We start from the raw sequence: 23,315 nt of genomic DNA, 5'->3' as shown, positions 1-23,315 counted from the left end.
TAAATTGACCATAAAAACATCCCCACTTTTTAGCGTTTTCCCTATAATGTTGACGATTTCAATACAAGATTAACAGTGTTGCAGACGACTTTTAACGGATTTAAGTTTCATTTAAGTTAGAGTGAATCTAAATTAAATCCCAAAAAGTAAAGACTTATGCGTCTTTTTTTGTTAAAATAAATGACATATATTGAATTGTGTCTATTTTTCATTTGGAGGAAATTATGATGAACGAATCAAAAGAACACGTTAAGATGTTTAAATCCGGAAAGCTCTGGGTTTCGGCCTTGGTTGGAACACTATTTTCAACTGCTTTAATTGGCGCTAATGCGACAGATGCTCACGCCGACGATGTGAACGCTGCCGCTCCAACGCAAGGGACGGTGCAACAAGGATCAACAACAACTGCTAACAATACTGTTGCCCTTTCTGCTGCATCAACAAACGATGTAACTGCACCAGTTTCAACAAATACCTCTGATGCAACTTCAGCTACCAGCGCTGTTGCTTCACAATCAGTTAGCGCTTCTGCCGCTGCGCCACAAAGTGCCGCTTCAGCTACCAGCACTGCCGTTTCAACTAGTGCCGCTGCTTCACAAGTAACACGCCAAGTTAAAGCTCAAGCTACTAGCACTGCTGCATCAACTGGCAAGTACGCCGATGGTACATACCCACTTGATACATCAAAGGCTTATAAGAAATCTGGAACCACTGAAACATCGACCATGCAACAGTACATGGGGACAAAGAGCTCTGTAACCATTAAGGGTAACCAAGCATCACTTACCCTTGCTACGGCGAATACAGCTTCTGCCGACATGATCAATGCATTTAAAATCAACGGGATTTCTGGTGTTCGTCAAGGAAATAACTTCGTATTTGATTTAACAGTTGACCAACTTGATAATATTTTAAAGGGTTGGGTGGATGTCACATTCGTATTACCCGGATTCGACCCAATTAATGAAAAGCAAAATGTTGATATTTCACTCGACATGAGTGGTGTACTTACAACGCAACAATCTGTCTCAGCTTCTCAATCTATCGCTGATTCTACTTCAGCGGCAGCTTCTCAATCTATCGCTGATTCTATTGCAAACTCTACTTCAGCGGCAGCTTCTCAATCAATTGCTGATTCTATTGCAAACTCTACTTCAGCAGCAGCTTCTCAATCTATCGCTGATTCTATTGCAAACTCTACTTCAGCGGCAGCTTCTCAATCAATTGCTGATTCTATTGCAAACTCTACTTCAGCAGCAGCTTCTCAATCAATTGCTGATTCTATTGCAAACTCTACTTCAGCGGCAGCTTCTCAATCTATCGCTGATTCAGTCCGTGCCTCAATCTCTGCTTCACAAAAGCAAGCTGATGAAACTAAGAAAGGTGCTATCGCAGATGGTACATATGAGACTACAACGAACTATTATAAGTCTGGAAGTACAAAGCCTTCTTCAATGAATCGTTTCCTATCATCAAAGGTGAAGATTACCGTTAATGGTGATAAAGCACAACTTGTTGTTTCAGCTCTTGCACCATCACTTTCAAAAATTATGCCAACATTTTCAATTGCAGGTGTCGAAGGATTTTTGAATGCCGATGGTCAATCATGGACCTTCACCATCCCAACATCACAACTTACTCAAACACTAGCGGGTTCTGTTTCACTCCTTGTCGGACCAAATAAAACAGAAAATTTTGACATCGACGTTAATGTAGCTGATTTACCTCGTGTAAAAACGCCGGAATCACAAACACCTGACTCACAATCTCAAGGTTCTCAGTCTCAAGAATCACAATCTCAAGGTTCTCAGTCTCAAGAATCACAATCTCAAGGTTCTCAGTCTCAAGAATCACAATCAACTGGTTCTCAATCTCAAGAAGCTTCACAAAGCGGACAAGCTCAAAAGCCTGAAAGCGATGTTAAGCCAGTACAACCAACACAACCTGAATCTGGATCACAAGCTCCTTCAGTTTCAGAACAAAGTGGCAGTATGACTGGTGCAACAACTCTTGAAGTAAATGGTCATGCTAGCGTCTCAGAAGCCGCTACAAGCACACCAACTGCATCTGCTGTCGTTTCAACGCAAGCAAAGCAAAACACACCAGCAGCCAAGACATTACCAAATACAGGTAGTGATCAAGAAGCGGCCCTTACTGGTCTAGGTGTTCTTATCGGAACCCTTGGACTTGGTGGTATCTTAAAGAAGCGTCACTAATCTGACGACAAAAAAAGGATCAGCTTAAGCTGATCCTTTTTTTACATGCTTTTTTTCATAAAAAAAACACGTACGATTAAGTACGTGTTTGTTCATTTATACATTACTTGTTTTCTGCTTTAGCTGCTTCAGCAAGCTGCGCTGCGTAGCGACGGTTTCCACGATACAAGTCGTAGATAGTCCATGATAGCAAAGCCAAAACTAAGATTGTAGCGATTGCCGCAATGATGTTGGCATCAGTGATTTGATTACCTGTTAGGTTATCACCGAAGAAGGCAGCAATTGATCCTGCCTTACCGAACAATCCGTACAAGTTCAAGATCGTAAGTGCTAGGACAGAAATCCAACCCAAGATACGAATGATGATGGTATTCTTGAAACGGTCTCCCATTTCAACACGACTGTCAGTCATCATCAACAATGGCAACATTGAGAATGGCAATGCAAAGGCTAAGAACACTTGTGAGTTGTTCATCAATGTGTTCAACGCTTCGTGTTGTTGTAATTCTGGTTGGTTAGCTGTCATCAAGACACAAATCACAACCGGAATCACAGCAAGCAAACGTGTAATCAAACGACGAGCCCACATTGGCATGCGCATGTGGATGAATCCTTCCATGATAACTTGTCCAGTCAATGTACCAGTAATGGTAGAATTCTGACCTGAGGCCAACAAAGCCACGGCGAACAATACTGACAGCGCACCGGATTTGGCAACGCTAATCAAAACTGGGTTACTTAGCATTGAACTATCAGACAAGGCATGGTACAAACCGAAGAATGATGGATCTTGAACCGCACCACTCTTGAACACAGCCACACCCATGATAAGCAATAGGGCGTTAACGAAGAAAGCCGCCGTCAATGAGATATTTGAATCCCAAGTGCTGAAACGCACTGTTTGTGCAACTGATTCTTCATCATCGTGGTCAATCTTACGTGTTTGTGAAATGGCTGAGTGCAAATACAAGTTGTGAGGCATAACAGTGGCTCCGATGATTCCCAATGAACCACTCAAAGCTGTCATACCATTAACTTCCTTAGTTGAGAAGGCTTCAGTTGATGGTACCAAACCGCCAATAACTGCTCCCCAATTAGGATCTGACAAGGCAACCTCATAAATGAAGACGAATAAGATAACCAAAATCAAGGCGACAACAATTGCTTCAATCTTTCGGAATCCGACTTTTGTTAATAATAGCAAAACGAATACATCCAAAACGGTAATGAATACCGCGACAATTAATGGAATTCCAAATAAAAGATACAGGGCAATCGCCGCACCGATAACTTCGGCAATGTCAGTCGCCATAATGGCCAACTCGGTCAAAATCCAAAGGATGACACCCAAAGTCTTACTTGTTCGGGCACGAATGGCTTGCGCCAAATCCATCTGCGTCACAATACCCAGTTTAGCTGCCATGTATTGCAAAAGCATCGCAATTAAACTTGATAGTAAGATAACAGACATCAATAGGTAACCGAAGTTTTGACCACCGGTAATTGACGTTGACCAGTTACCCGGATCCATATAACCCACAGAAACGAGGGCTCCTGGACCTGAATAACGGAGTAGGGTCTTAAAGAAACCAGCATCTGATTCCTTTGGCACCGGAATTGAACCGTTCAATTCCTCAAGCGACTTTCCGTTCGCATATTGAATCAATTTGAACTTCTTTGGCTCTTCTGTGCCGTTGTTTACTTCTTCACTCATAAAAATCCACCTTTCTACATATATAGTTGTATGAGTGCACGGAATCCTTAAGGTACGTACCTTAAGGATTCCTTTAACCAAAGTACATTTTACGCCCCTACTTTGAAGATTGCAAACATTAATATTATCATTTGACCAAAATAGTATTTATTTTATTCACAAATTTATTTTTACATATTCAATAAAAAAATTACAACAATTTTATGTTCATCATCGTATGTCGATATTCTTCAACCACCATGAACTTAAACAGCGTTAAATTAAAAAAACAGAGCCATGGCTCTGTTTCAACTTTATTCGTATAAATATGATAAATCACTGGCGACACTGGGATAAACAGGAATCCATTTTTTAAGATCGTCCGTCGTATGCTTTTCAGCAATCATTTCAGTAAAGTAATTAATCAACTCTTCTGCATTGGTTGCGAGTACAACTGCCCCAACAATGACCCCATCGTTTTGGTTAGTAATGACCGACACTTGTGCCGTTTTATCCTGAATACGATTATACGTGTACCAATTACCAAGTTTTTGTGTAACCACCCGATACTGTTCAGGTGCTGCTTGGGCCTGGTCAAGTGAGACACCGACCTGTGATAATTCTGGTCCCGCAAACACCGTGTGCGGAGTTGGTGGATAAACAATTGCGGCAGTGGTTCTACCAGTCAGTACATCAACGACATACTGCCCTTCAAATCCAGCCACTGGCGTTAGTTTCGGTGCAGGACTTGCGGCAACATCTCCGACTGCATAGACGTTTTCCGCTGTCGTCTGCAAATGCTCGTTCACCTTAACGCCACCGTGATCAGCTAATTCAATTCCTGCTGCTGATAAATCTAAATCGGCAACATTAGCTGGTCGACCCATGGCACTATAAACATGTTCAAAGCCAGCTACTTTTTCATCCTGAGTAACAACCTGTAAATCATCTTCCATTTCAATGGCCTGTACATCAGCATTCCAATGGAAGATTACACCCTTTTGTTGTAAGTTCGTTGCAACAATATCACTGTATGCTCGTGGAAAACCACTCAACATATGGTCATTGTGTTGGAAAATATGCACTTCAACACCTGCGGTAACAGCAATATTAGCAAGTTCAACCGCGACAAAACCAGCCCCAATCAAAGCAATTTTATTAGGCTGCGTCATTTGATGAAAAAAATCATCGCTAGTTTCTAATAAATCTTGACCAGGCACATCTGGTCGCGCTGCTTTAGCACCAGTCGCAATAACAATTTTATCGGCAGAAATTTCTTCACCATCTAAATCCAAGGCATGCGCACCAAGAAACTTTACAGTCGCACGATTGTGGTGAATATTAGCTGAACGAAGACCGGCTTCCGTTGCTGATGGAATGCCATCGGTATAACTTTTGGCAAACGTTAGCATTGCCGTCCAGTCGATTGTCGGAGCCTGTGGCAACCCAACTTGCTGGTAAACATCAACTTGGCGCTTAGCTTCGACAACGCCATAAAGCATCTTTTTTGGGTCACACCCGCGGTTCGGGCATGTACCACCCCATAAATCATTTTCAACAATTAAAATCCGCTTATCATCGGCTAAACCATACGCAACTTGTTGTCCCGCAGGGCCACCACCAATGATTACAACATCATAGTCATATTGCATGCGTTAACCTCCACTTTCTGACTTGCTTTTAGCCTAAACTTTTCAAGCAAATAAGTCAAAAGAAAAACGCCTAGTATTGGGAGTACTAGACGTTGTAGACTTACATACATTCATTTTTAGGAGTAGGAGTAGGTTTATGAATAAGTTAGTTTTCGTATGTAAGCCCTTCGTACACAATAGTTTTAAATTGTAATGAGTGTGATCAAAACAATTTAGTTTATTGATAGGGTCATTGCTAACCCTATGACCATATTATGCCGTTAGAGTTATAAACTAAAGTTAAATAGAGCCAAAACGAACCTTAAATTCCAAATTACTTTTGCTGTAAACTCACAATTTCGGTTTCGTCTTGAAAACCAATTCGATTATATAGGCGCTTTGCTGCCACATTCGTTTCTTCAACGCCAAGCACAATCCGCTTCCATCCTTGGGTTTGGAGATGGCTAATTGCATAGGTTAATAAATATTGACCATACCCTTGACTACGATAACGGTCATCAATGAAGACGCTAAAGATATAAGCGTAATCGCTAAGATCAATTGCACAATACCCAATTGGCGTGTTCTCTACCATTAAAACGTAACTAGCAATAGATGCGTCTTGTAAACTCTCCGTCAAGTATCGTTCTGCCGCCTCGTCCGAAATGTCGTCAAACGCGCTACTAAAAATCGGTACCAGGGGCATAATATCAGCTGCTTCCATCAGCCTTACTGTTGCTGCTCGCTTTGTCGATGGCTCTGCCAATTGACCCATGGCCATCTGATATTCGCTATCCGCTACACGCATATTCAACTTCTGCAGTAGGTTTGGATTTGCATCCAGAAAGACACGCTCCGTTAAGTAATTAATTTGTTTATAACCAAAAGCATCGAGGATTGACTGGGCCCGATTGAGCATCATACGCCCAATGCCTTGATGGCGCTGTGTGGGCAACACAGTTACAATTAGATCAACAATGCCATCTTGTGGCGCTTCATCAGCATAGATCATGGTAAAACCGACTAATTGAGCGGCACTATCATATACCAGAATGAAAGTCGGCATTCCTGGAAAATAGTTATACTGGTTACTTAAGTATGGTGCTTTAAACGTGCGGTCAACTTGATGCACTCGATGTATTAATGTTTGTACTTGTTTTTTTTCATGTGCTGTCAGTTTCGTCTTGGTCGTTATCCACATCGTACATTCCTCGCTTTTTGATGAGTATAACAAAAAAAGACTGCCACGGCAGTCTTTTTAACAAACTATTTTTCAACATGCTTGGCAAATGAAACATTGTCAGGCTTGCTTCCAGTATAGGTATGTCCAATATTGCTCAATGTTGGGATATTCTTTGCCACACTCGCCTTATCCTGACGACTTTCAACTGAAATCATGTGCAAGTTCCCGTATTGATCTCGTGTGAAGACAAATGAGATATACTCTTTAACTTGCCCCTTCTTTTCATCAGCAGCATCACTATAACCACCAACAACAACAAAGTCCTTGTTAATTTGCTTAGCAGTCATTTTTGATAATTGTGGTAATTGTTGCAACATTTGTCCGGCAAAGGTCCCCACGTCATGTCCAACCATTTGGGCATTTTGTGAGTTTGCTGCATACTTCGTATCAGCGATAAAGATTTGTGGTCCCTTCAAAGCATATGTTTGCGTGAATTGACCAGTTTGTGCTAGGCCGTTATTCACTTGACCAGCGACAACGTCTGAACGCTTGCCAAAGTCAGTTACTTGGAAGTAACCACCATTCGCGTTACCAACCCAAGTCTTTGATTGTTTCCCTAGCTTTTGAATTTCAGCTGTTTCATTCTTATCAGCCTTGCGGACACCAGGTGCCAACGTTTCAGTAATTTGCTTAGTTGATGCAACGTTCACTGGCTCAACTTGCAAGAAACTCTCAATCGCCTTGGTCTGAGTCGAAGCAATGAATCCCGCACCAGCTGCCAAGATTAATGAGATAATGACAACTAAACTAATTCGTGTCTTTTTAGTCATTTTGCACCTCCACTGGTCGACGCATTAATTGGCAAAATAGTACTGCCGTTCCAATAAAGGGTAATAGCATCCAAAAGAAATTATAGAATGAGACATGGGCATCACGAAAACGACGCGCCATTGCAGCCACATTGATGACAAATACGTTTAAGTATACAAACACATAGATGGCAACAATAAGCCCCACCCAGATTGGCAATGACTTACCTGCATCAACGACAAGTTGTGGTGCATAAATGGCTAGAAAATAAGCGATTGGCACAGTTACCATTGAAATAAAAATCATCAAGAGTAGTTGTCCGATAAAGAAACCACTACGGCTTAGCCGACCACTGAACGCATACAAGCCATCAGTTTGGTTCAAATACTGCTTTAAATACTCCATAGGTTAATCCTCCGTTGTCTCTGTGACAACCTTGAATTGGTCCTCTTTAATGAATTCCCATAGCAAGATGATTGCGCCAATGAATGGAATCAAAATGAAAAATAGGAAGTACTTTGATACACCAGCAGATCCAAGGCGACGTGCCATAGCGGCCAATGCTTGGAGCAACAATCCAATAAAGATAATCAAAAAGATGACTGCCACAATCGCAAAGACTGATTGCATCGCCATGCCACTAACTGCAATTAAAAATAAACCTAAGTAAAAGAGTGGTGTCAAAATCAATGACATCAAAATAATCCAAGCCAAGCCTCCAATAAAGAAACTCTTGCGGTCTAATGTTCCTTTAAATTGGAATAATTTTCCAAATTTAAAGCCATTACTTTCATTCAAGTACGCGAGTAAATATTCCATATAACAAGTCATCCTCTATTTCAAAATTTATAGTTGCTTTCCATTATAGTCTTTTCACGACCACATTTCATCCCCACTATATACTTTCAACACCATCTGAACCTTAAGAAGCCCACATGTCACCATGTGGGCTTCTTTCATTACATATTCCACTGCATGACTGTCTTTCCCCAACTCATGTTGAGATCTTCATCAAAGGCTTCCGTAATATCATTAATTTTATTAATTGGCTTTATATTTTGAACCAACAAACCTAAGCGATCCTGCACCGCGTCATTGTCTGTCAATAAATGAATGGCATGCTCGAAATCAGAACGAGTTGAACGTGTTGTTCCCACTAGATCTAATCCTTTTTCAAGAACCATACGGGTATTAATCGCTACTTTGTCCTCTGAAACGCCTGATAGGACAATAGCGCCTCGGGGATTTAAGTGGTCAATAATTTGATCAATCGCTGATTCAGAACCCATCCCCCCAACTGCTTCAATTGCTTGGTCGAACATATAGTCGTCCGGCACTTCATCAATTAACATCGTTTCAGCGAAGCTAATGTAATCCAGTTTTTCTGAATGCTTTCCCAAGACCACAATCTCAGCATCCGGAAATTCTTCTTTAGCAACAACAGCCGTAATGTAGGCAACATTCCCGTCACCCCAAATACCAATACGACGATCACGCGGAATCATTGATTCCTTTAGACGTCGTACGGCTTGGATAGCCACTGTAATCACCTCAATAAATGCATCCATATCACCTTGTGCACCTTTTGGAATCTCTACCAAATTTTCAGGCTTGATAAAGACATATTCACGCATAAAACCATCAGTTGTTGATGAACTAAATGTTGATGTCTTTAAATAATTATCGGATACTAATTCATCGAAACCGTGGGGATTAGTTGGCACCATTGCGACATGCGTCCCTGGTGCGTATGTTCCAGTATTATCACGGACAACAACGCCCACCGCTTCATGAATCAAAGCCATTGGTAAGCGTTCCGCCAAAACTTTCTTATCTCGTGTTCCCGTATAATAGCGTTCATCTGCCCGACAAATTGACATTAATGTAGGCCGCACAATCACACTTTCTGGATCTGCAGAGTCCACTGTGGTTGTAACCTGCTCAATCTGGCGGACACCAGTTAAGCGATACACATTATTAAACATCACTATCCTCTTTCGCAATAGCATTCGCAATTCGCAAATCGTATGGTCGCGTAATCTTCATGTTACTTTCTTCACCGTCAGCAACACCGACTTGATAACCAGCCAAAAGCATAACTTTAGCTGAATCAGTTAATTCACGTTGTTCTGCTTCAGACATTTGTAAATATTGATTTTGGAAGGCATTAATATTAATGGTTTGTGGTGTTTGACCTTGGTACATGTATGAACGCACCGGAATTTCTACTACTTCACCATCTACGGCACGAACAATCGTATCAGTCGCCCCAATTGCTGTATCAACAGCCTTATAAGTCTCAGCTAGACGAATATTATCCATGATAATTCGACGCGTCACAAAGGGACGTACGGCATCATGCATTACAAGAACATCATCATCATGCTTACCAAAATTTTCTTGAATATAATTAATGGCATTCATCACAGTATCGTTTCGTTCTGATCCACCTTCAATTACCACAATCCGATCATCATCGATATACTTTGCAATCAAGTCTTTTGCGTATTGCACCCATTGTGGGTGAATTGAAACGATAATCTTGTCAAATTCAGCAATCATAGTGAACTTTTCCAAGGTATGAATGATAATTGGACGATCTACTAAGGTCAAAAATTGTTTTGGACGTTCCGTATGCCCCATTCGACTTCCAATACCACCCGCCATTACTTGTGCATATATCATTATTTTTTCTCCTTTAAATAAAAACTGCCATGTTTATCGATATTTTTTACTGGTTTACGCCAATCACCAAAGAATTGGGTCAAATATTGATCCGCATTATCTGGTTGCCAAACCGGCATCCCTTCAAATGTCACTTGATGTGCCTTTTGCCACATGGTCACCGGAAAAATTTCTTTCGGTCCATACATCCCATTTAAGACGCCGGCTTGCGTTGGCTGTTGGGCACCTTGAGCAAATTTTTGTGCCATCTTACTTTGTTTTTGCGCTACACGATGGGCCGAAAGATGTGGCAATAACATTTTTAACACACGTTTTAAACCCACAAGTTTTGCATCACTTGGATAACGATCTGTTGAGCGACCGACATTGCGCAAAATATTTAATCCCTTTTGCTTCACAAAAAACCACTTTAATTGCCATGATTTTTTATTAAATGCGTCAATGGGGAAAATATCAATAAAGATGCCATGGGTTTGCTCATAATAGTCTGATTCTGCCTGTGTTTGTCGATCAACGATTCGTAGATAAGGAACCAGGTTTTTCGGATTCGTTTCAGTTAGTAGCTCAAACCGTGGATTACTTGGCTGGTATGTTGCCAAAAATTGATTATAATCCTTACGCATGAAACCCACGTCAACATCGTCATCCCATGGAATCAAAGCACCATCGCGGACACTGCCTAATAGCGTTCCACCTAATAGAAATAACTTTAAGTCGTGTTCGTTTGCAAAAGTCGCGACATCGTTCAGCATTTCAAGCATCACGGCGTGGACGGTTTCGGTTTTTAAACGTTCTACCATGGGTTCCTTGCTCCTTAGTCGTTTATTTGGCTGTTGCTAACGCAACCCGTCTACTTATTATACCAGTTGCAAGAACCCCTTCCAAACAAAACGTCACACAGTACGCTAATGCACTATTCTTCTGTCCCAATTAAATCAGCAATCAATTGCTTGCTGTAAAGGCTAGTTGAAATCGCCATTGTGACCAACTCCTCCAGCTGCGCATCCGGTTGCGCTGCCGCCATTTCTGATTCAGTTGTTTGAAAGTTTTCAACAAAATGCAACGCTTTTTCTTGTTTATCACAAAAAGCGTCATAAAAGGCTTTAATTGATTGATGCGCTAATGCTTCGGTCAGCACACTTTTAATTTCGCTCAATGTAAATGTTTGTTTCATCAACGTAATCACAATTAAAAAAACTAAATGTTGGCGTGAATACTTCTTTTTTACTGGGGCGGGCATCAAATCCTGCTTAACATAGTTATTAAGCATTGATGCGGTTAGGATTTTCTTCTCGTCGGCTGGCGTTACTGGTGCTAAGTACCCATTAATTAATTCAATGACTTGATCAAGATATAAATCAATACCAGGTAGGGTATCCCATCTGGGCAATTTAAAGTCATCCCATTTGTTTAGTTTCGTATTTGTCATGTTATCCCCTTCATCAGCTAGTCTTCATAACTAGATATTACCTTATTGCTATTCGAAACTCAATTTTTTACCATTCTTTGGACTGATACTGCTCTATTCAGGGTATAATACCTGTATTGTTAATTGCTAACCCCTCATAGAAACGGATATCAATTATGCCTACTGAAAAAGAACTCTTAGCAACCTGCAGCCAAGTTGGCAATCTGCTTTTAAACAGCGGCGCTGAAACTTTTCGCATTGAAAGTACAATTGAACACATTGGAAAAGCCGCTCAAACACCCATTGTCTGTTATTCAACACTTACAGCTATTTTCATTACGATTAATGAATCAACTGATACTCTATTCATTAAGCCGAAAATGGGTGGTTATGATCTTAAGAAAGTCGATGCAATCAACCAACTCTCACATGACTTTACACAACAGAAAATCAATTTTAACCAATTTAATCAAGCAGTTATCGACCTCGATCAAACCGTCACTCAAACACCTTTCTGGTTACAAGTACTTGGCGCCGGTCTCGTTTCAATGGCTCCAATGCTGGTATTCAAAGCAACTTGGACCGACCTTAGTTTGAGTTTTTTCGTCGGGTTACTGGCCTTCATTTTCAGTAAAAAAATTACAAACTACTATGATTTCCCGTATATTTCTGAAGTAGTTGGCGGTTTCACAATTGGCTTACTAGCTAGTTTACTCGTCAAATTTCACATCGGCGACAACCTTTATAATATAATTATTAGTTCGCTCATGCCACTTGTACCCGGTGTTGCGATTACTAACGCAATTCGTGAAATTATCGCAAAAGAAATTATTTCTGGAATCGTACGTATCACATATGCTTTCTTTGTCGCCGGCGCCATTGCCTTTGGTGTGATTTTAGCAATTGAGGTGTGTCACTAATGCAACCATGGATTAAGCTTTTCGTAGAAACTGCCTTTGGATTTATTTCTTCATTCGGCTTTGGTTTATTAACAAATATTCCCCGACGCGCGCTAATCCCAGCCGGCCTGACGGGAGCCGCTTCTTGGTTAGCCTACTGCATTTTCGGACTATATTCGCAACACATCGTTTGCCAAAACCTTATTGCCACCATTGTCATCGGTTATTTAGGGAATGTTTTTGCACAAAAGTATCAAACTCCGGTCACTATGATTTATATTCCAAGTCTGGTTTCATTAGTACCAGGTGGTATGGCTGCTATGGGGATGAAAAATTTAACCTTGGGTAGTCACCAAGCTGGGTCAGAGATCATTTCAGTTTTACTTATCGCAACGGCATTGGCCGTTGGCTTCATTGTTGGTGAAATACTTTTTAAACTAACTTTTCCAAAGCGCTAAAAAAGCCCCGTCAACTGACGAGGCTTTTTTTAGATGCGCTTACCGCGACCATTAGCATCGAAACGATACATAACGCCGTTAACCTTCATGGTTTTATTTTGCACACGGGCATGGTTCACATAATATTCAATGTACCCATTACCCAAATTTCGAACGCCATTAATGGCATCCCCTTCACGATTAAAGTAATAAACAATCCCATTCACATTGACGTGACCGTTACGTACTTGTAGACCTGTTTTTGGTGAGTAATATTCCAAACCATTCTTACCATAGCGACGTAATCCCGTAACACCATAGCCTTTGTTATCCAAGAAAGCATAAGTATTGCCTAACTTAACGTATCCAGGTGTCTTACGGCGAGTATAGTTTGATGGATTGTAAAATTCAATTTTGCCATTGCGCTTGATTGTTCCAGCAACTGCATCCCCGTTACTACCAAAGTAATAGCTCTGCTTACCAAGCGTAATTGCTTGATTTCGGGCTTGAATATGACTCTTAGGATCATAATATTCTAACTTATTCTTCCCGTATTTACGCAAACCAGTGATAGCATCACCATTTGCATTAAAGTAATACAGATTCTTTCCAGATTGCACATAGTTATTACGTTGTTGAATGTGCGTGGTTGGGTTATAGTACTCCAAGCCATTCTTTCCATACTTACGGAAACCACTTACGGCATCGCCATTAGCACCGAAGTAATAGAAGTTCTTTCCAGATTGCATATAATTATTTCGTAGTTGGATATGTGTCGTTGGATTATAGTACTCCAAACCATTCTTTCCATATTTACGGAAACCACTTACTGCATCCCCATTACCATTAAAGTAATAGAGGTTCTTTCCAGATTGTACATAATTATTACGCTGTTGGATGTGCGTAGTTGGGTTATAATACTCCAAACCATTCTTTCCATACTTGCGGAAACCACTTACGGCATCACCTTCACCATTAAAGTAGTAGTAATTATTTCCAACCTTAGCGTAGTTATTGCGCGTTTGTAGACGCGTCGTTGGATTATAGTATTCCAAACCGGTCTTACTGTAGCGACGTAACCCAGCCGTAGCTTGACCATTCCCATCCATGTAGTAATAAGTTTGTCCGGTTTGAACATACGTGTTAGACACACGCTTGTGGTTTTGCGCATAATATTCAACCGAGTTTTTGCCAAACTTGCGGAACCCAGTAATGGCATCTCCTTCACCATTGAAGTAATAAACGGCCGTTCCAATCCGTACTTGTTGGTTACGTACTTGCGCTTTGGTAGTTGGGTGATAGTACTCTAAACCATTTTGACCATACGTTCGCAAGCCACTAACTTTATTTCCGTTGTTATAGTAATAAAGGTTTGATCCTTCCCACACATATCCATTCTTAGCTTGTGGTTTTGGCGTTGGATTCGGTGTTGGTTTTGGTGCAGGTTTGTTAGTATTGCCTGATAAATTAATCGTACCCAGGTAGTTATACCAGTACATGGCAATATTACCACGTTCCGGTTGGTTACTATCGTACGGACGTTCATAATTTGCCAAGAAGACAATTGCTAACGTATATGCTGAAGCATTGCTCTTCATATATTGCGCTGCCGTCATACTACTTGTATATGATGGATAGAATTGAATACCGTGCGTCATTTCGTATTGAATTCGTGCAGCTTGACCGGTAAGTGTTCGATAATCCAAGCCATTCGCACGTGTCCAATTAATCAGCTTGCTAGCCGGTGTCCATTGCACCAATCCATATCCGCCACCGCCACCGATTTCAGTGATATCAGGCAACAAATAACTTTCAACAGTCATATTACCCAACATTCCCGCAATAGCACTACGTGTCCATCCACGAGCCGAGAAATAACGGTATAAGAATTCAGCATTCGCTTTTTGGGTTGCGGAATAATTATAATATTGTGTTGCCTTAACTGACTTTGGCGTTGCCGTCAAAACAGTTGCACGCTTAGCTTCTTTCTTTGGCGTCGCAACGGTCTTGCTTGTATTTTTAGATGAAACTTGCTTCTCAAGCTTGTCAGCTACCTTGGGCGCAGTAGCCTTTGGTGTGATTTTCTGCGGAGCAACTGTTTTATCACCTGACTCTGTCTTTACTTCTGTTAAACGCTTATCCTCAGTTGACTTGTCCAGCTCAATCTTTTGCTCTGTTGTAGGTTTCTCAACATTTGTAGCTTCATCTGACGTCGTTTGCTCTGTTACGGGAGCTTTGGTTGAGTCGTCCTCAACTGTACCTTGTTCTTTTGGCAATTCAACCAAATTGTCTGGTGTCTCTTCGGTTGTCACTTCAGATGACGCGTTGGCTTGATTCACCGAAACAGCTTCGGGTTCAGTTTGATTTTCAAAGGTCTGATCGACATCTTGGTTCTGATTAACCGTTGCTAATCCTTCTGATAACGCCTGCTTGTCGTTGGCTTTAGCCATCTCTTCCACAGAACTCACTGGCGTTTGGGGTGCCGTATCAACTTGTACATTAGTTGGATTCGTATTCATTGCCATTGTGATTTGGGCTTGCACGTCCGCTGCACTTGGGACAGACGCTGTTCTGTTTTGATCGGTTGCTTGGGCAACTTGTTGATCATGTGCGACGTCAGCATGGGCTTGTGTACTTGAACCACCTAAGATCGCACTGGTTGCCCCCAGCGCTGTTACCGCCGAGCTAACCCAGAACTTTCCACTTTTATACATTTTCATACGTGTCATAAATCAATCCTCTGATAATCTTTTTGAACATTTCTGTTTTGGGGATAATTGCTAAATTCTTTATATTTATTTAATTTCATAAGGTTTTCTTAACATCCTTAATATTACCGTATAACTTTCACAACGTCAATCATTTAAAATGAGTGACAAAATCACGCTAAACAACAGTCTTTTCACAACTATATTAGAACTTTATGAAAGTCATTTTCCATGATATTCACCCATTAAGACAAGCTAAAAATTTAAGTAATTAAGAAATAACAAACAAAAAAAATCCAAAACCTCAAATAAATTAATCATTTTTTTGATTTTAAATGCTATGCAAAAAAACCATTTCTGGTCGTTGACCAAAAATGGTTTTTAAGCTTATCGATTATGCTTTTACTTTAGGATGTTTTTCATTTGAATGATCAAACTTAAATAGATAACGTAACATCAATGGCCCAATAATAGTAGCTAAGATGATGATAATCAAAAGCATTCCTTGGGCTTCATCATCAATCACGCCTGCGGCAAGTCCCATTTGTGCAATAACAATTGAGAATTCACCTCGTGGCACAGTACCAGTTCCGATAATTGCAGAATCCAACCAACTGTACCCCGTAATCTTGGCTCCAAATCCACTTCCGATAACCTTCGAAAGAATCGCAATGACCGTACCAAAAATAATCATTGGTAAGTAGTCCATAATACTATCAAACTTAACATTCAATCCAACTGACACAAGGAAAATTGGAATAAAGAATGTGTATGACACAACATTAGAAGCTTTTTCAACTTTATGCGCGACCTTTGTTTCAGCGATGGCTACACCAGAGAAGAAAGTTCCAATGATTGCTGACAATCCAAAGAGTTCTGCTAAACTAGCCAAACTAAAGAGCATGATGAAAGCACCTAAAATTTCACTATATGGGAAGTCTAATTTTTCAAACCAGTGCATGACTGGTGTTGCTACCCAGCGAATAATTGAGAATGCCAAGATAAAGAAAGCAACTTGAAGCATCAGTGTAACCGCAATACCATGTGATGAACCACCGTGACCACCCGTCGTAGCACCCTTGGTTGCAAACACAAGGAATACTGACAGTAAACTAATCGCGAAAACATCATCAAAAATGGCTGCCCCTAAAATCGTTTGTCCGTTCTTCGTCTTTAAGCGCTTGTACTCCTTTAAAACATCAACCGTAATTGACGTTGACATGGCTGCAAAAACAATTCCAAAGAAAATTGACATCGTCACTGACTCATGCAGCACTGACGTCCCGAACCAATAAAAAGCACCTACTGGTAGTAACGCACCAAAGAACGCGACTGATACAGCTGGAACCAAGTATCGTTTTAGTAAACGCAAATCACTTTCAAGTCCTGCAATAAACATCAGGGTCATTACCCCAATTTCTGCTAAAAACTCGATGTGATTGGTTGGTTTAACCCAATTCAAAACTGCTGGACCAACAATCACTCCCGCTACCAACTGTCCAACAACAGAGGGTAATCCCATTTTCCTAAATAGCGTTCCCGAAAGTAACGCGGTTAGTAACATAATGGCAATCATGCCCATTTCACTCATATAACTACCTCCAATTTATGTAAATCCAAACTTAACAGTTCACTTTTGATAAAATTACAACTTCACGGTGTAAAATTAAAATTACAAATAATATTTCTCTAATACTATACTAACATGTATTTACCAAGCACGTAATGGTATTAGCTAATATTATTCAATTTATTTAACTTTAAGTAAGTTGAATAATATCATTATTTTTTAGACTTCCTTCATATTAAAAGGCCCCTACACTTACCGTAGCGGGCCTTAATTTGTTTATCGATTTAAAATACGTTTGAGTGACTTGTACATTTTGTGCTTTAGGTGTCGAATTGGGTACTCAAATTCACCCAACATTTGAATGGGTTGTCCATTAAATTCTTTCTTAAACTTAAAGACGCCATCACTACCATCAAATTCGCCAGAGATACCCAAGAAATTATACTTTGGTAAGCCCGCCGCAATTGCCTTGCGCATCATAGTGTCTTGAATCAGATATGGTCCAAAAAATTCTTTATATTGCTCATACATACCCGAGTATAAGTATGACATTTCTTGCGGTTGCTCTACAAACAAAGCTCCCGCAACAATCACATCATCCGTTGGGACTTGTTCACCGAACATTTCCTTAATCTTTTGGATACGTTTTTGGTGTTGTTGCTTTTGATCGGTAAACTCATTAAATTGTCCCCGATTTTTTTTAGTTTCTTTCACAGCTATCCGTTCGCTCAACTTGGTTAGTTTTTCGTCCAATTTTGTGATGACATCTTTTTCGTTATTGATGTAGTCAACAAAATTGATTTCTGCAACCACGTAATGCGCACGATTTCCATAATCATCAAAGAAAATTTCATAGAATTCTAAAGATTTATCCTCAAAACCAATGCGCTTAGCTGTGTCTTCAGTCAAAGCCTTAAAGGCAGGTAACTCTTCTCGTGTCAATTCACGTAATTTCACGCCAAATTGCTGCGTTTTTTTCAGATAATATTTTACATCAGGAGCTTAACTTGCAGTCAAAGTCTCATCACTCAATTGACGCAAGTCCTTTTCGTAAATCCAACTAGGAACATTTGTCGCCGTCATCCCCTTATCAAAGGGTAAATGAATCGCTCCGATTTTTTCAACGTGATTTAAAAGCATTTCATTCGAATCAGCAACGCCTTGTCCCTCGTTATCAAAAACCTGATAGGCTTCGTTTGGTGAGAATTTGATGTATAGCCCACCTAACGGCTTGGCATAGGCTTTCAGATGTTCTAAATAAGTATGTAAAAGTTGATAATTTTCATAATCAAGGACCGGTCCATGATTAATTAAGACTTCCGTACCTCCGCGTATCGAATTAAAAGTAACTATTGCACCCGCAATCAACTCCCCTTCACGCTTTAAGCCCAAAATCTTAGCTTCAGCCCCACGATCTTTTAGTAATTCATATTGTTCGATAGATTGTAACATCCCACCATTCGGTTGTTCGCGTTCAAATAGTGCCCATTCGGCAGGCGGTAACTCCGTAAATTCTAATTTATTCATTTTAATGCGTATCCTTATCAATTTGATATTGGTAGCGACATGCTCGCGGGCACATTCTTGGCCACCTAGGCAAAACCTACGATTTCTCAACATATAGGCGTCGCCCATCATTTTAACATATTTTTTATTTATGTGAATGCAGCCGCATTGACGCCATTTGACCTTGATTACTTTAAATTTTCTTACGTTCAGATTCAAAACTTTGTGAAAGTTATGCAACTATACTATAGTAAATAGTGATATATTTTTTTAACTTATCAACATTAGTGTTAACTCAAAATACATACCAATTATAAGGAGGCTAACTTATGAAATTGTCGATTTATCCACACGCTTGGATGACTGGAACGCTTTTGTTGATCAAAATGCCGATGCAAGTTTTACGCAAAGTAGTCAACAATATCAATTACTCAAACATCGTCAACATAACCCTCTCATTCTCGGTTTAGTTGACGACAATAACAACATCTTAATTGGCTCACTATTAACAAAGCAGAAAGTTAAATTGGGCATGAAGTACAATTTGGAGTATGGTCCAGTCGTTAATGACTGGCATGCTGATGCACTTGTTGACGCATTTTTTGCCGAACTACAAGCTTATGCAAAAAAGCATAACATTATGTTCATTACCGTCTCGCCCAACACGATTTACCAAAAATTCAATGATGAAGGCACGCCCCTCTCAAATCCTGATGAAACCGTTATGCATAAAATGACTGAATTGGGTTACAAGCATGAGCCATTTCTTTATGGAATGACTGATACTCACGCTGTTCCATGGCAATACGTTAAGGACTTAACCAACATGAGTGCCGATGATATCCATAAGTCGTACCACAAGATGGTAAAACAAGCATTGAAGAAGCAAGGCACTGGTGTACACGTTCGTGAATTAGGCCGCGATGAATTACCTCTCTTTAAAAAGATTCTAGATGATACTAGCATTCGCCGTAATTTTCACACAAAAGATCTCGACTATTTCGAAACAACCTATGACGATTTTGGCGAACGCGTAAAATTTGTCGTTTCTGAATTGCATTTCCCTGAATACATCGCAAATTTGGATGAAAAATTAGCCGATGTAAACCAAAAAATTGCTGACTTAGAAGAGAAATTGGCAAATGGCGGCAATGCGGGACGAATCAATAAACAATTAGCGGACCTAAATAAGCAACATGACAATCATACCAAACACCGTGCTAATATTGTTAAACTACAAGCTGAACAGAATTCAGAAATTCTAGTCTTAGCAGGTGCCCAATTTATGATCATGCCACAGGAAGTTGACTATCTCTTCTCGGGTTCATATGAACAATATGGTGAATTCTATGGGCCCCATCAGATTCAGGATTATATGATTCAAATGACTCATGACCTTGGTATTGATCGATATAACTTCCTTGGTATTGATGGCCGCTTCGATGGATCTGATGGCGTCATGAATTTTAAAACCAAGTTCAATGGTCATGTTGAACAAAAAGTCGGTACTTTCGATCAACCTGTGCAAGGCTTTAAATACCGCTTGTACCGACTTGGTAAAAAAATTAAAGGTACTGACTAAGCAGGTCTTCACACAACACGCTGTGAATGACTTCCATTAATAGGGATTACTATGTCATCAACTACAATTATTTACATCTTAATTATCATTTTCGCAAATACACTTGGGGCCGTTTCTGGAATGGGTGGCGGTATTATTATCAAGCCTGCCATGGACTTTATTAATCAGGACAATTTAAACAATATTAATTTCTTCTCAACTGTCGCCGTTTTAACCATGTCGATTGTTTCAATCTATCGCCAAACACGTTCCGGTATTAACATTGATAAGAAAACGAGTTTAGTTTTGGCAGCTGGATCTATCCTAGGTGGTTTATTAGGTGGTGAAATTTTACAAACCTTCATTAGATATGCGTCCTCGCTCAAAGTCGTTTCTATTGGTCAAACTGTCATCACCATCGGTGTCCTGATTATTATCTTATTAAATAGCCTTTGGCCCCATGCCAACCTCACACTAAAGAAACCCTACTATTATTTCTTTACTGGGCTTTGTCTTGGAACACTTTCAAGTGGCTTAAGTATCGGTGGTGGTCCCATGAATACTGCATTACTCGTATTCATGTTCAGTACACCGATTAAATCCGCCAATTTATATTCTTTGGTTATCATTTTTTTCTCTCAAGCAGCATCTCTACTGTCACTAAGCGTAAAAACACACGGTTTCTCGGGATATAAAACAAATCTTTTGATGTACATTATTCCAGCTGCAATCATCGGTGGTCTCCTTGGATCAGCATTAGCCAAGCGCTTACCCAACCATGTGATTCAGAAATTATTCATCATCATGGTCTCTGGAATCATCTTATTAAATCTCTACAATTTATCACAACTTATTTAAATAAAAAAGCGTACGAAATTTAATTCGCACGCTTTTTTTCTACCTAAATTTTCGCTAAATAAATACCAAATAGTCCTACAATTAAAATTAGTAAAATAATGATAAACGCAACCCGTGTATGCAACGTTTGTCGTTGTTTACGCGCAAAGCCCATTTCAATTAATCCAATCAATGCGACTGCAACGACAACTTTCAGGATTGTTAGTCCAGGATGTTCATTGTAGGCATATGGTAAAAGCATAAAGCCACTTCCAATTGCAAACAAGTATCCTATGCGCGCAACCATCATATTAACTTTACTTAATTTTTCATTTTTTGAAAAAAGCGCTACGCTCACAACAACAAATAATACTAACCATGTAATTAAATGCATCCAAACAAATGTCATTTTTATTTTCCACCTTTATTTTTTCTCACCTTTCATTGTATAACAATTCAAGAAATAAAATTAGTACGTATTTATTTATTATATTCAATGCACTATAATCAATATCAACGACATGACAAGTATACTCAATTGAGTAGTCTTAGCTTCTATAATTGAAAGGTTCCATTTTATATGAGATTTAATACCCGTATCATCTATCGTTTGTTATGCCTATTCATTGGGTTAACCGTCCATGCAACGGGGTCATCTATTTTACGTGAGGCCCATCTGGGTGTTGATCCCTTCACTTCGTTCACCCTTGGTCTTTCAACAACCTTTCATATCGAACTTGGTTTAATCCACATTTTTGTTAATGGCTTTTTCTTGCTCTTTGTTTTCCTAAAACGTAAGTCAGACATTGGCGTCGGAACCTTACTCGGTATGGTTTCAACTGGTTTTCTAATCCAATACATTTCGCCACTGCTCAAACCACTTCATTTATCACAAAACATTTGGGTGATGAGTCTCGCCTTAATTATCGGCGTAGCTATGTTTTCACTTGGTACTAGCTTTGAAATGTTGTCGGATTTGGGTAAATCCCCCTATGATAGTGTCGCTCCTATCATCGCTGATAATCGCCGTATCCGCTATCGTTATGTTCGTTTAACTCAAGATATCATTGTCGCAATATTAGCATTTTTCCTGCACGGCCCCATTGGAATTGGAACGCTAGTTTGTGCGACATGTAATGGGATTTTCATTTCAAATTGGCGTCGTCTACTCAGAAAAACATATTTGTATCAAAAACACATTGCTCCACATACAAAATAAAGCATACAAAAACAGGTTTGCAACATGTTGCAAACCTGTTTTTTGATTATTCATTTTGACATCTATCATGTCCAATAACCCAAATTTTCATCATGATGACAGATTTCTAAGCGAATAATGCAACAGTAGCCTCTTTTAAATCAAAGCGTCACTTAAAGTGCCAGCAGTTCAAAATTGGTCTAAAATACGCTCAATCCAAGTGCCCTCAGCTGGTCATGCCCGTTAAAATAACATTCAATCATTAAGTCTTTGAGAATCTCTAGATGCTTACCGTATAAGATGCTTTATCATTGCAAAGACTAAGGCAACCTACACAATGCCTAAACAAATCAATGTAAAGACACACAAGATGAGACAAAAGCCGCGATAAGGTAACATTCCTCCATCCTGTTGGGCCCATGTAAAGTTTGCAAAAAGCATTGTCATCGCAACTGCCAGCGTCAATACGGCAACCCGACGAAGATCAAAAATGAATAACTCCCCGCGAGTCATTGATTTTTTAAATCTTTTTTTGATGATATTAAAACTTTCCACCATTTGCTTGTATCTTTTTTCCTGTTCAATCTCGCTGGCCTGCGGATCTAAGACAATATTCGCTTGTTCTGTAAGTTCATCTAGCACATGGTTAAAATCATTGTCGTTAATATCACTAAGAAACTCATTTAACGTGTCCCGATCAAAGGGTTCTTTAGAATCAAAGCGATATTTTTTCAAAAAAGTCACAAGCGTCATTTCTGGAATTGGATTGCGGTTAACTTTCAAAACGCGATGCCATACAATTGAACGCGTAATAAAAATAACACTTCCTGCAATCACCGCAATAATAATATTTAACACTGTAACAAAATTCATAGATACCTCTTCAAGTTTCATCTTTCAACAACGCGTTTATATAAAAATATAATATTGCTAAATTCTGTAAAACTAAAAGTGTAACAATAACGTATTAATA

The 23,315-nt window shown here is 39.7% G+C and carries 20 protein-coding genes and 1 pseudogene; 6 read left to right on the top strand and 15 right to left on the bottom strand.

The window, feature by feature from the left end:
• Positions 1 to 224 precede the first annotated feature (224 nt).
• Positions 225 to 2,216 (top strand): NEAT domain-containing protein, encoded by a 1,992-nt coding sequence (locus IE337_RS02050; RefSeq protein WP_191136862.1) that lies wholly within the window; start codon positions 225 to 227, stop codon positions 2,214 to 2,216.
• Between the two features lie 103 nt (positions 2,217 to 2,319).
• On the opposite strand, the gene IE337_RS02045 is transcribed toward IE337_RS02050, so the two are convergent.
• The 10 genes from IE337_RS02045 to IE337_RS02000 form a co-directional block, all read right to left on the bottom strand.
• Positions 2,320 to 3,930: an Nramp family divalent metal transporter gene (locus tag IE337_RS02045; RefSeq protein WP_191136616.1), complete on the bottom strand. Its 1,611-nt coding sequence runs from the start codon at positions 3,928 to 3,930 to the stop codon at positions 2,320 to 2,322.
• A gap of 293 nt (positions 3,931 to 4,223) precedes the next feature.
• Positions 4,224 to 5,561: a dihydrolipoyl dehydrogenase family protein gene (locus IE337_RS02040; protein WP_191136615.1), complete on the bottom strand. Its 1,338-nt coding sequence runs from the start codon at positions 5,559 to 5,561 to the stop codon at positions 4,224 to 4,226.
• Between the two features lie 313 nt (positions 5,562 to 5,874).
• Positions 5,875 to 6,741: a GNAT family N-acetyltransferase gene (locus tag IE337_RS02035; protein ID WP_191136614.1), complete on the bottom strand. Its 867-nt coding sequence runs from the start codon at positions 6,739 to 6,741 to the stop codon at positions 5,875 to 5,877.
• Between the two features lie 65 nt (positions 6,742 to 6,806).
• On the bottom strand, positions 6,807 to 7,553 hold the full coding sequence (locus IE337_RS02030) for a hypothetical protein (protein ID WP_191136613.1): 747 nt from the start codon (positions 7,551 to 7,553) through the stop codon (positions 6,807 to 6,809).
• On the bottom strand, positions 7,546 to 7,938 hold the full coding sequence (locus tag IE337_RS02025) for a DUF805 domain-containing protein (protein WP_057745678.1): 393 nt from the start codon (positions 7,936 to 7,938) through the stop codon (positions 7,546 to 7,548). Before IE337_RS02025 ends, IE337_RS02030 begins: the two co-directional genes overlap by 8 nt.
• 3 nt (positions 7,939 to 7,941) lie before the next feature.
• Positions 7,942 to 8,352: a DUF805 domain-containing protein gene (locus IE337_RS02020; protein ID WP_057745675.1), complete on the bottom strand. Its 411-nt coding sequence runs from the start codon at positions 8,350 to 8,352 to the stop codon at positions 7,942 to 7,944.
• 140 nt (positions 8,353 to 8,492) lie between these two features.
• A complete protein-coding gene (locus tag IE337_RS02015; protein ID WP_191136612.1) occupies positions 8,493 to 9,518 on the bottom strand; it encodes an alcohol dehydrogenase catalytic domain-containing protein in 1,026 nt (341 codons plus the stop codon).
• Positions 9,511 to 10,218 carry an IspD/TarI family cytidylyltransferase gene (locus tag IE337_RS02010; protein ID WP_112468529.1) on the bottom strand — a complete coding sequence of 236 codons (708 nt, stop codon included), beginning with the start codon at positions 10,216 to 10,218 and terminating at the stop codon, positions 9,511 to 9,513. The genes IE337_RS02015 and IE337_RS02010 overlap by 8 nt, the downstream gene beginning before the upstream one ends.
• A complete protein-coding gene (locus IE337_RS02005; RefSeq protein WP_191136611.1) occupies positions 10,218 to 11,018 on the bottom strand; it encodes a LicD family protein in 801 nt (266 codons plus the stop codon). The genes IE337_RS02010 and IE337_RS02005 overlap by 1 nt, the downstream gene beginning before the upstream one ends.
• 113 nt (positions 11,019 to 11,131) lie before the next feature.
• Positions 11,132 to 11,647, bottom strand: coding sequence for a DUF1836 domain-containing protein (locus tag IE337_RS02000; protein ID WP_191136610.1), 516 nt, complete (start codon positions 11,645 to 11,647; stop codon positions 11,132 to 11,134).
• Between the two features lie 155 nt (positions 11,648 to 11,802).
• Here IE337_RS02000 and IE337_RS01995 point away from each other — a divergent pair, with 155 nt between their 5' ends.
• Positions 11,803 to 12,546 carry a threonine/serine exporter family protein gene (locus tag IE337_RS01995; RefSeq protein ID WP_191136609.1) on the top strand — a complete coding sequence of 248 codons (744 nt, stop codon included), beginning with the start codon at positions 11,803 to 11,805 and terminating at the stop codon, positions 12,544 to 12,546.
• On the top strand, positions 12,546 to 12,983 hold the full coding sequence (locus tag IE337_RS01990; RefSeq protein WP_191136608.1) for a threonine/serine exporter family protein: 438 nt from the start codon (positions 12,546 to 12,548) through the stop codon (positions 12,981 to 12,983). The genes IE337_RS01995 and IE337_RS01990 overlap by 1 nt, the downstream gene beginning before the upstream one ends.
• A 29-nt stretch (positions 12,984 to 13,012) precedes the next feature.
• On the opposite strand, the gene IE337_RS01985 is transcribed toward IE337_RS01990, so the two are convergent.
• The 3 genes and pseudogenes from IE337_RS01985 to IE337_RS01975 form a co-directional block, all read right to left on the bottom strand.
• Complete coding sequence (locus IE337_RS01985; RefSeq protein ID WP_191136607.1) at positions 13,013 to 15,691, bottom strand: phage tail tip lysozyme; 2,679 nt, start codon at positions 15,689 to 15,691, stop codon at positions 13,013 to 13,015.
• A 373-nt stretch (positions 15,692 to 16,064) separates the two neighbouring features.
• Positions 16,065 to 17,261, bottom strand: a complete 1,197-nt coding sequence (locus tag IE337_RS01980) for a cation:proton antiporter (protein WP_191136606.1) — start codon at positions 17,259 to 17,261, stop codon at positions 16,065 to 16,067.
• Positions 17,262 to 17,516: 255 nt separating this feature from the next.
• Positions 17,517 to 18,692, bottom strand: a pseudogene (locus IE337_RS01975) (peptidoglycan bridge formation glycyltransferase FemA/FemB family protein).
• 409 nt (positions 18,693 to 19,101) lie between these two features.
• Between IE337_RS01975 and IE337_RS01970 the strand changes: the two are divergent.
• A complete protein-coding gene (locus IE337_RS01970) occupies positions 19,102 to 20,328 on the top strand; it encodes a peptidoglycan bridge formation glycyltransferase FemA/FemB family protein (RefSeq protein ID WP_191136605.1) in 1,227 nt (408 codons plus the stop codon).
• A gap of 51 nt (positions 20,329 to 20,379) precedes the next feature.
• A complete protein-coding gene (locus IE337_RS01965) occupies positions 20,380 to 21,165 on the top strand; it encodes a sulfite exporter TauE/SafE family protein (protein ID WP_191136604.1) in 786 nt (261 codons plus the stop codon).
• Between the two features lie 43 nt (positions 21,166 to 21,208).
• On the opposite strand, the gene IE337_RS01960 is transcribed toward IE337_RS01965, so the two are convergent.
• A complete protein-coding gene (locus IE337_RS01960) occupies positions 21,209 to 21,553 on the bottom strand; it encodes a YisL family protein (protein ID WP_191136603.1) in 345 nt (114 codons plus the stop codon).
• A gap of 171 nt (positions 21,554 to 21,724) precedes the next feature.
• Between IE337_RS01960 and IE337_RS01955 the strand changes: the two genes are divergently transcribed.
• Positions 21,725 to 22,363, top strand: a complete 639-nt coding sequence (locus IE337_RS01955) for a YczE/YyaS/YitT family protein (protein WP_191136602.1) — start codon at positions 21,725 to 21,727, stop codon at positions 22,361 to 22,363.
• Positions 22,364 to 22,672: 309 nt separating this feature from the next.
• On the opposite strand, the gene IE337_RS01950 is transcribed toward IE337_RS01955, so the two are convergent.
• Complete coding sequence (locus IE337_RS01950) at positions 22,673 to 23,215, bottom strand: hypothetical protein (protein ID WP_191136601.1); 543 nt, start codon at positions 23,213 to 23,215, stop codon at positions 22,673 to 22,675.
• Positions 23,216 to 23,315: the final 100 nt, after the last annotated feature.

Origin of the sequence: Weissella viridescens (genome assembly GCF_014789145.1) — a bacterium.
Classification (GTDB): Bacteria; Bacillota; Bacilli; order Lactobacillales; family Lactobacillaceae; genus Weissella; species Weissella viridescens.
This window is presented reverse-complemented; position numbering and strand designations above follow the sequence as displayed.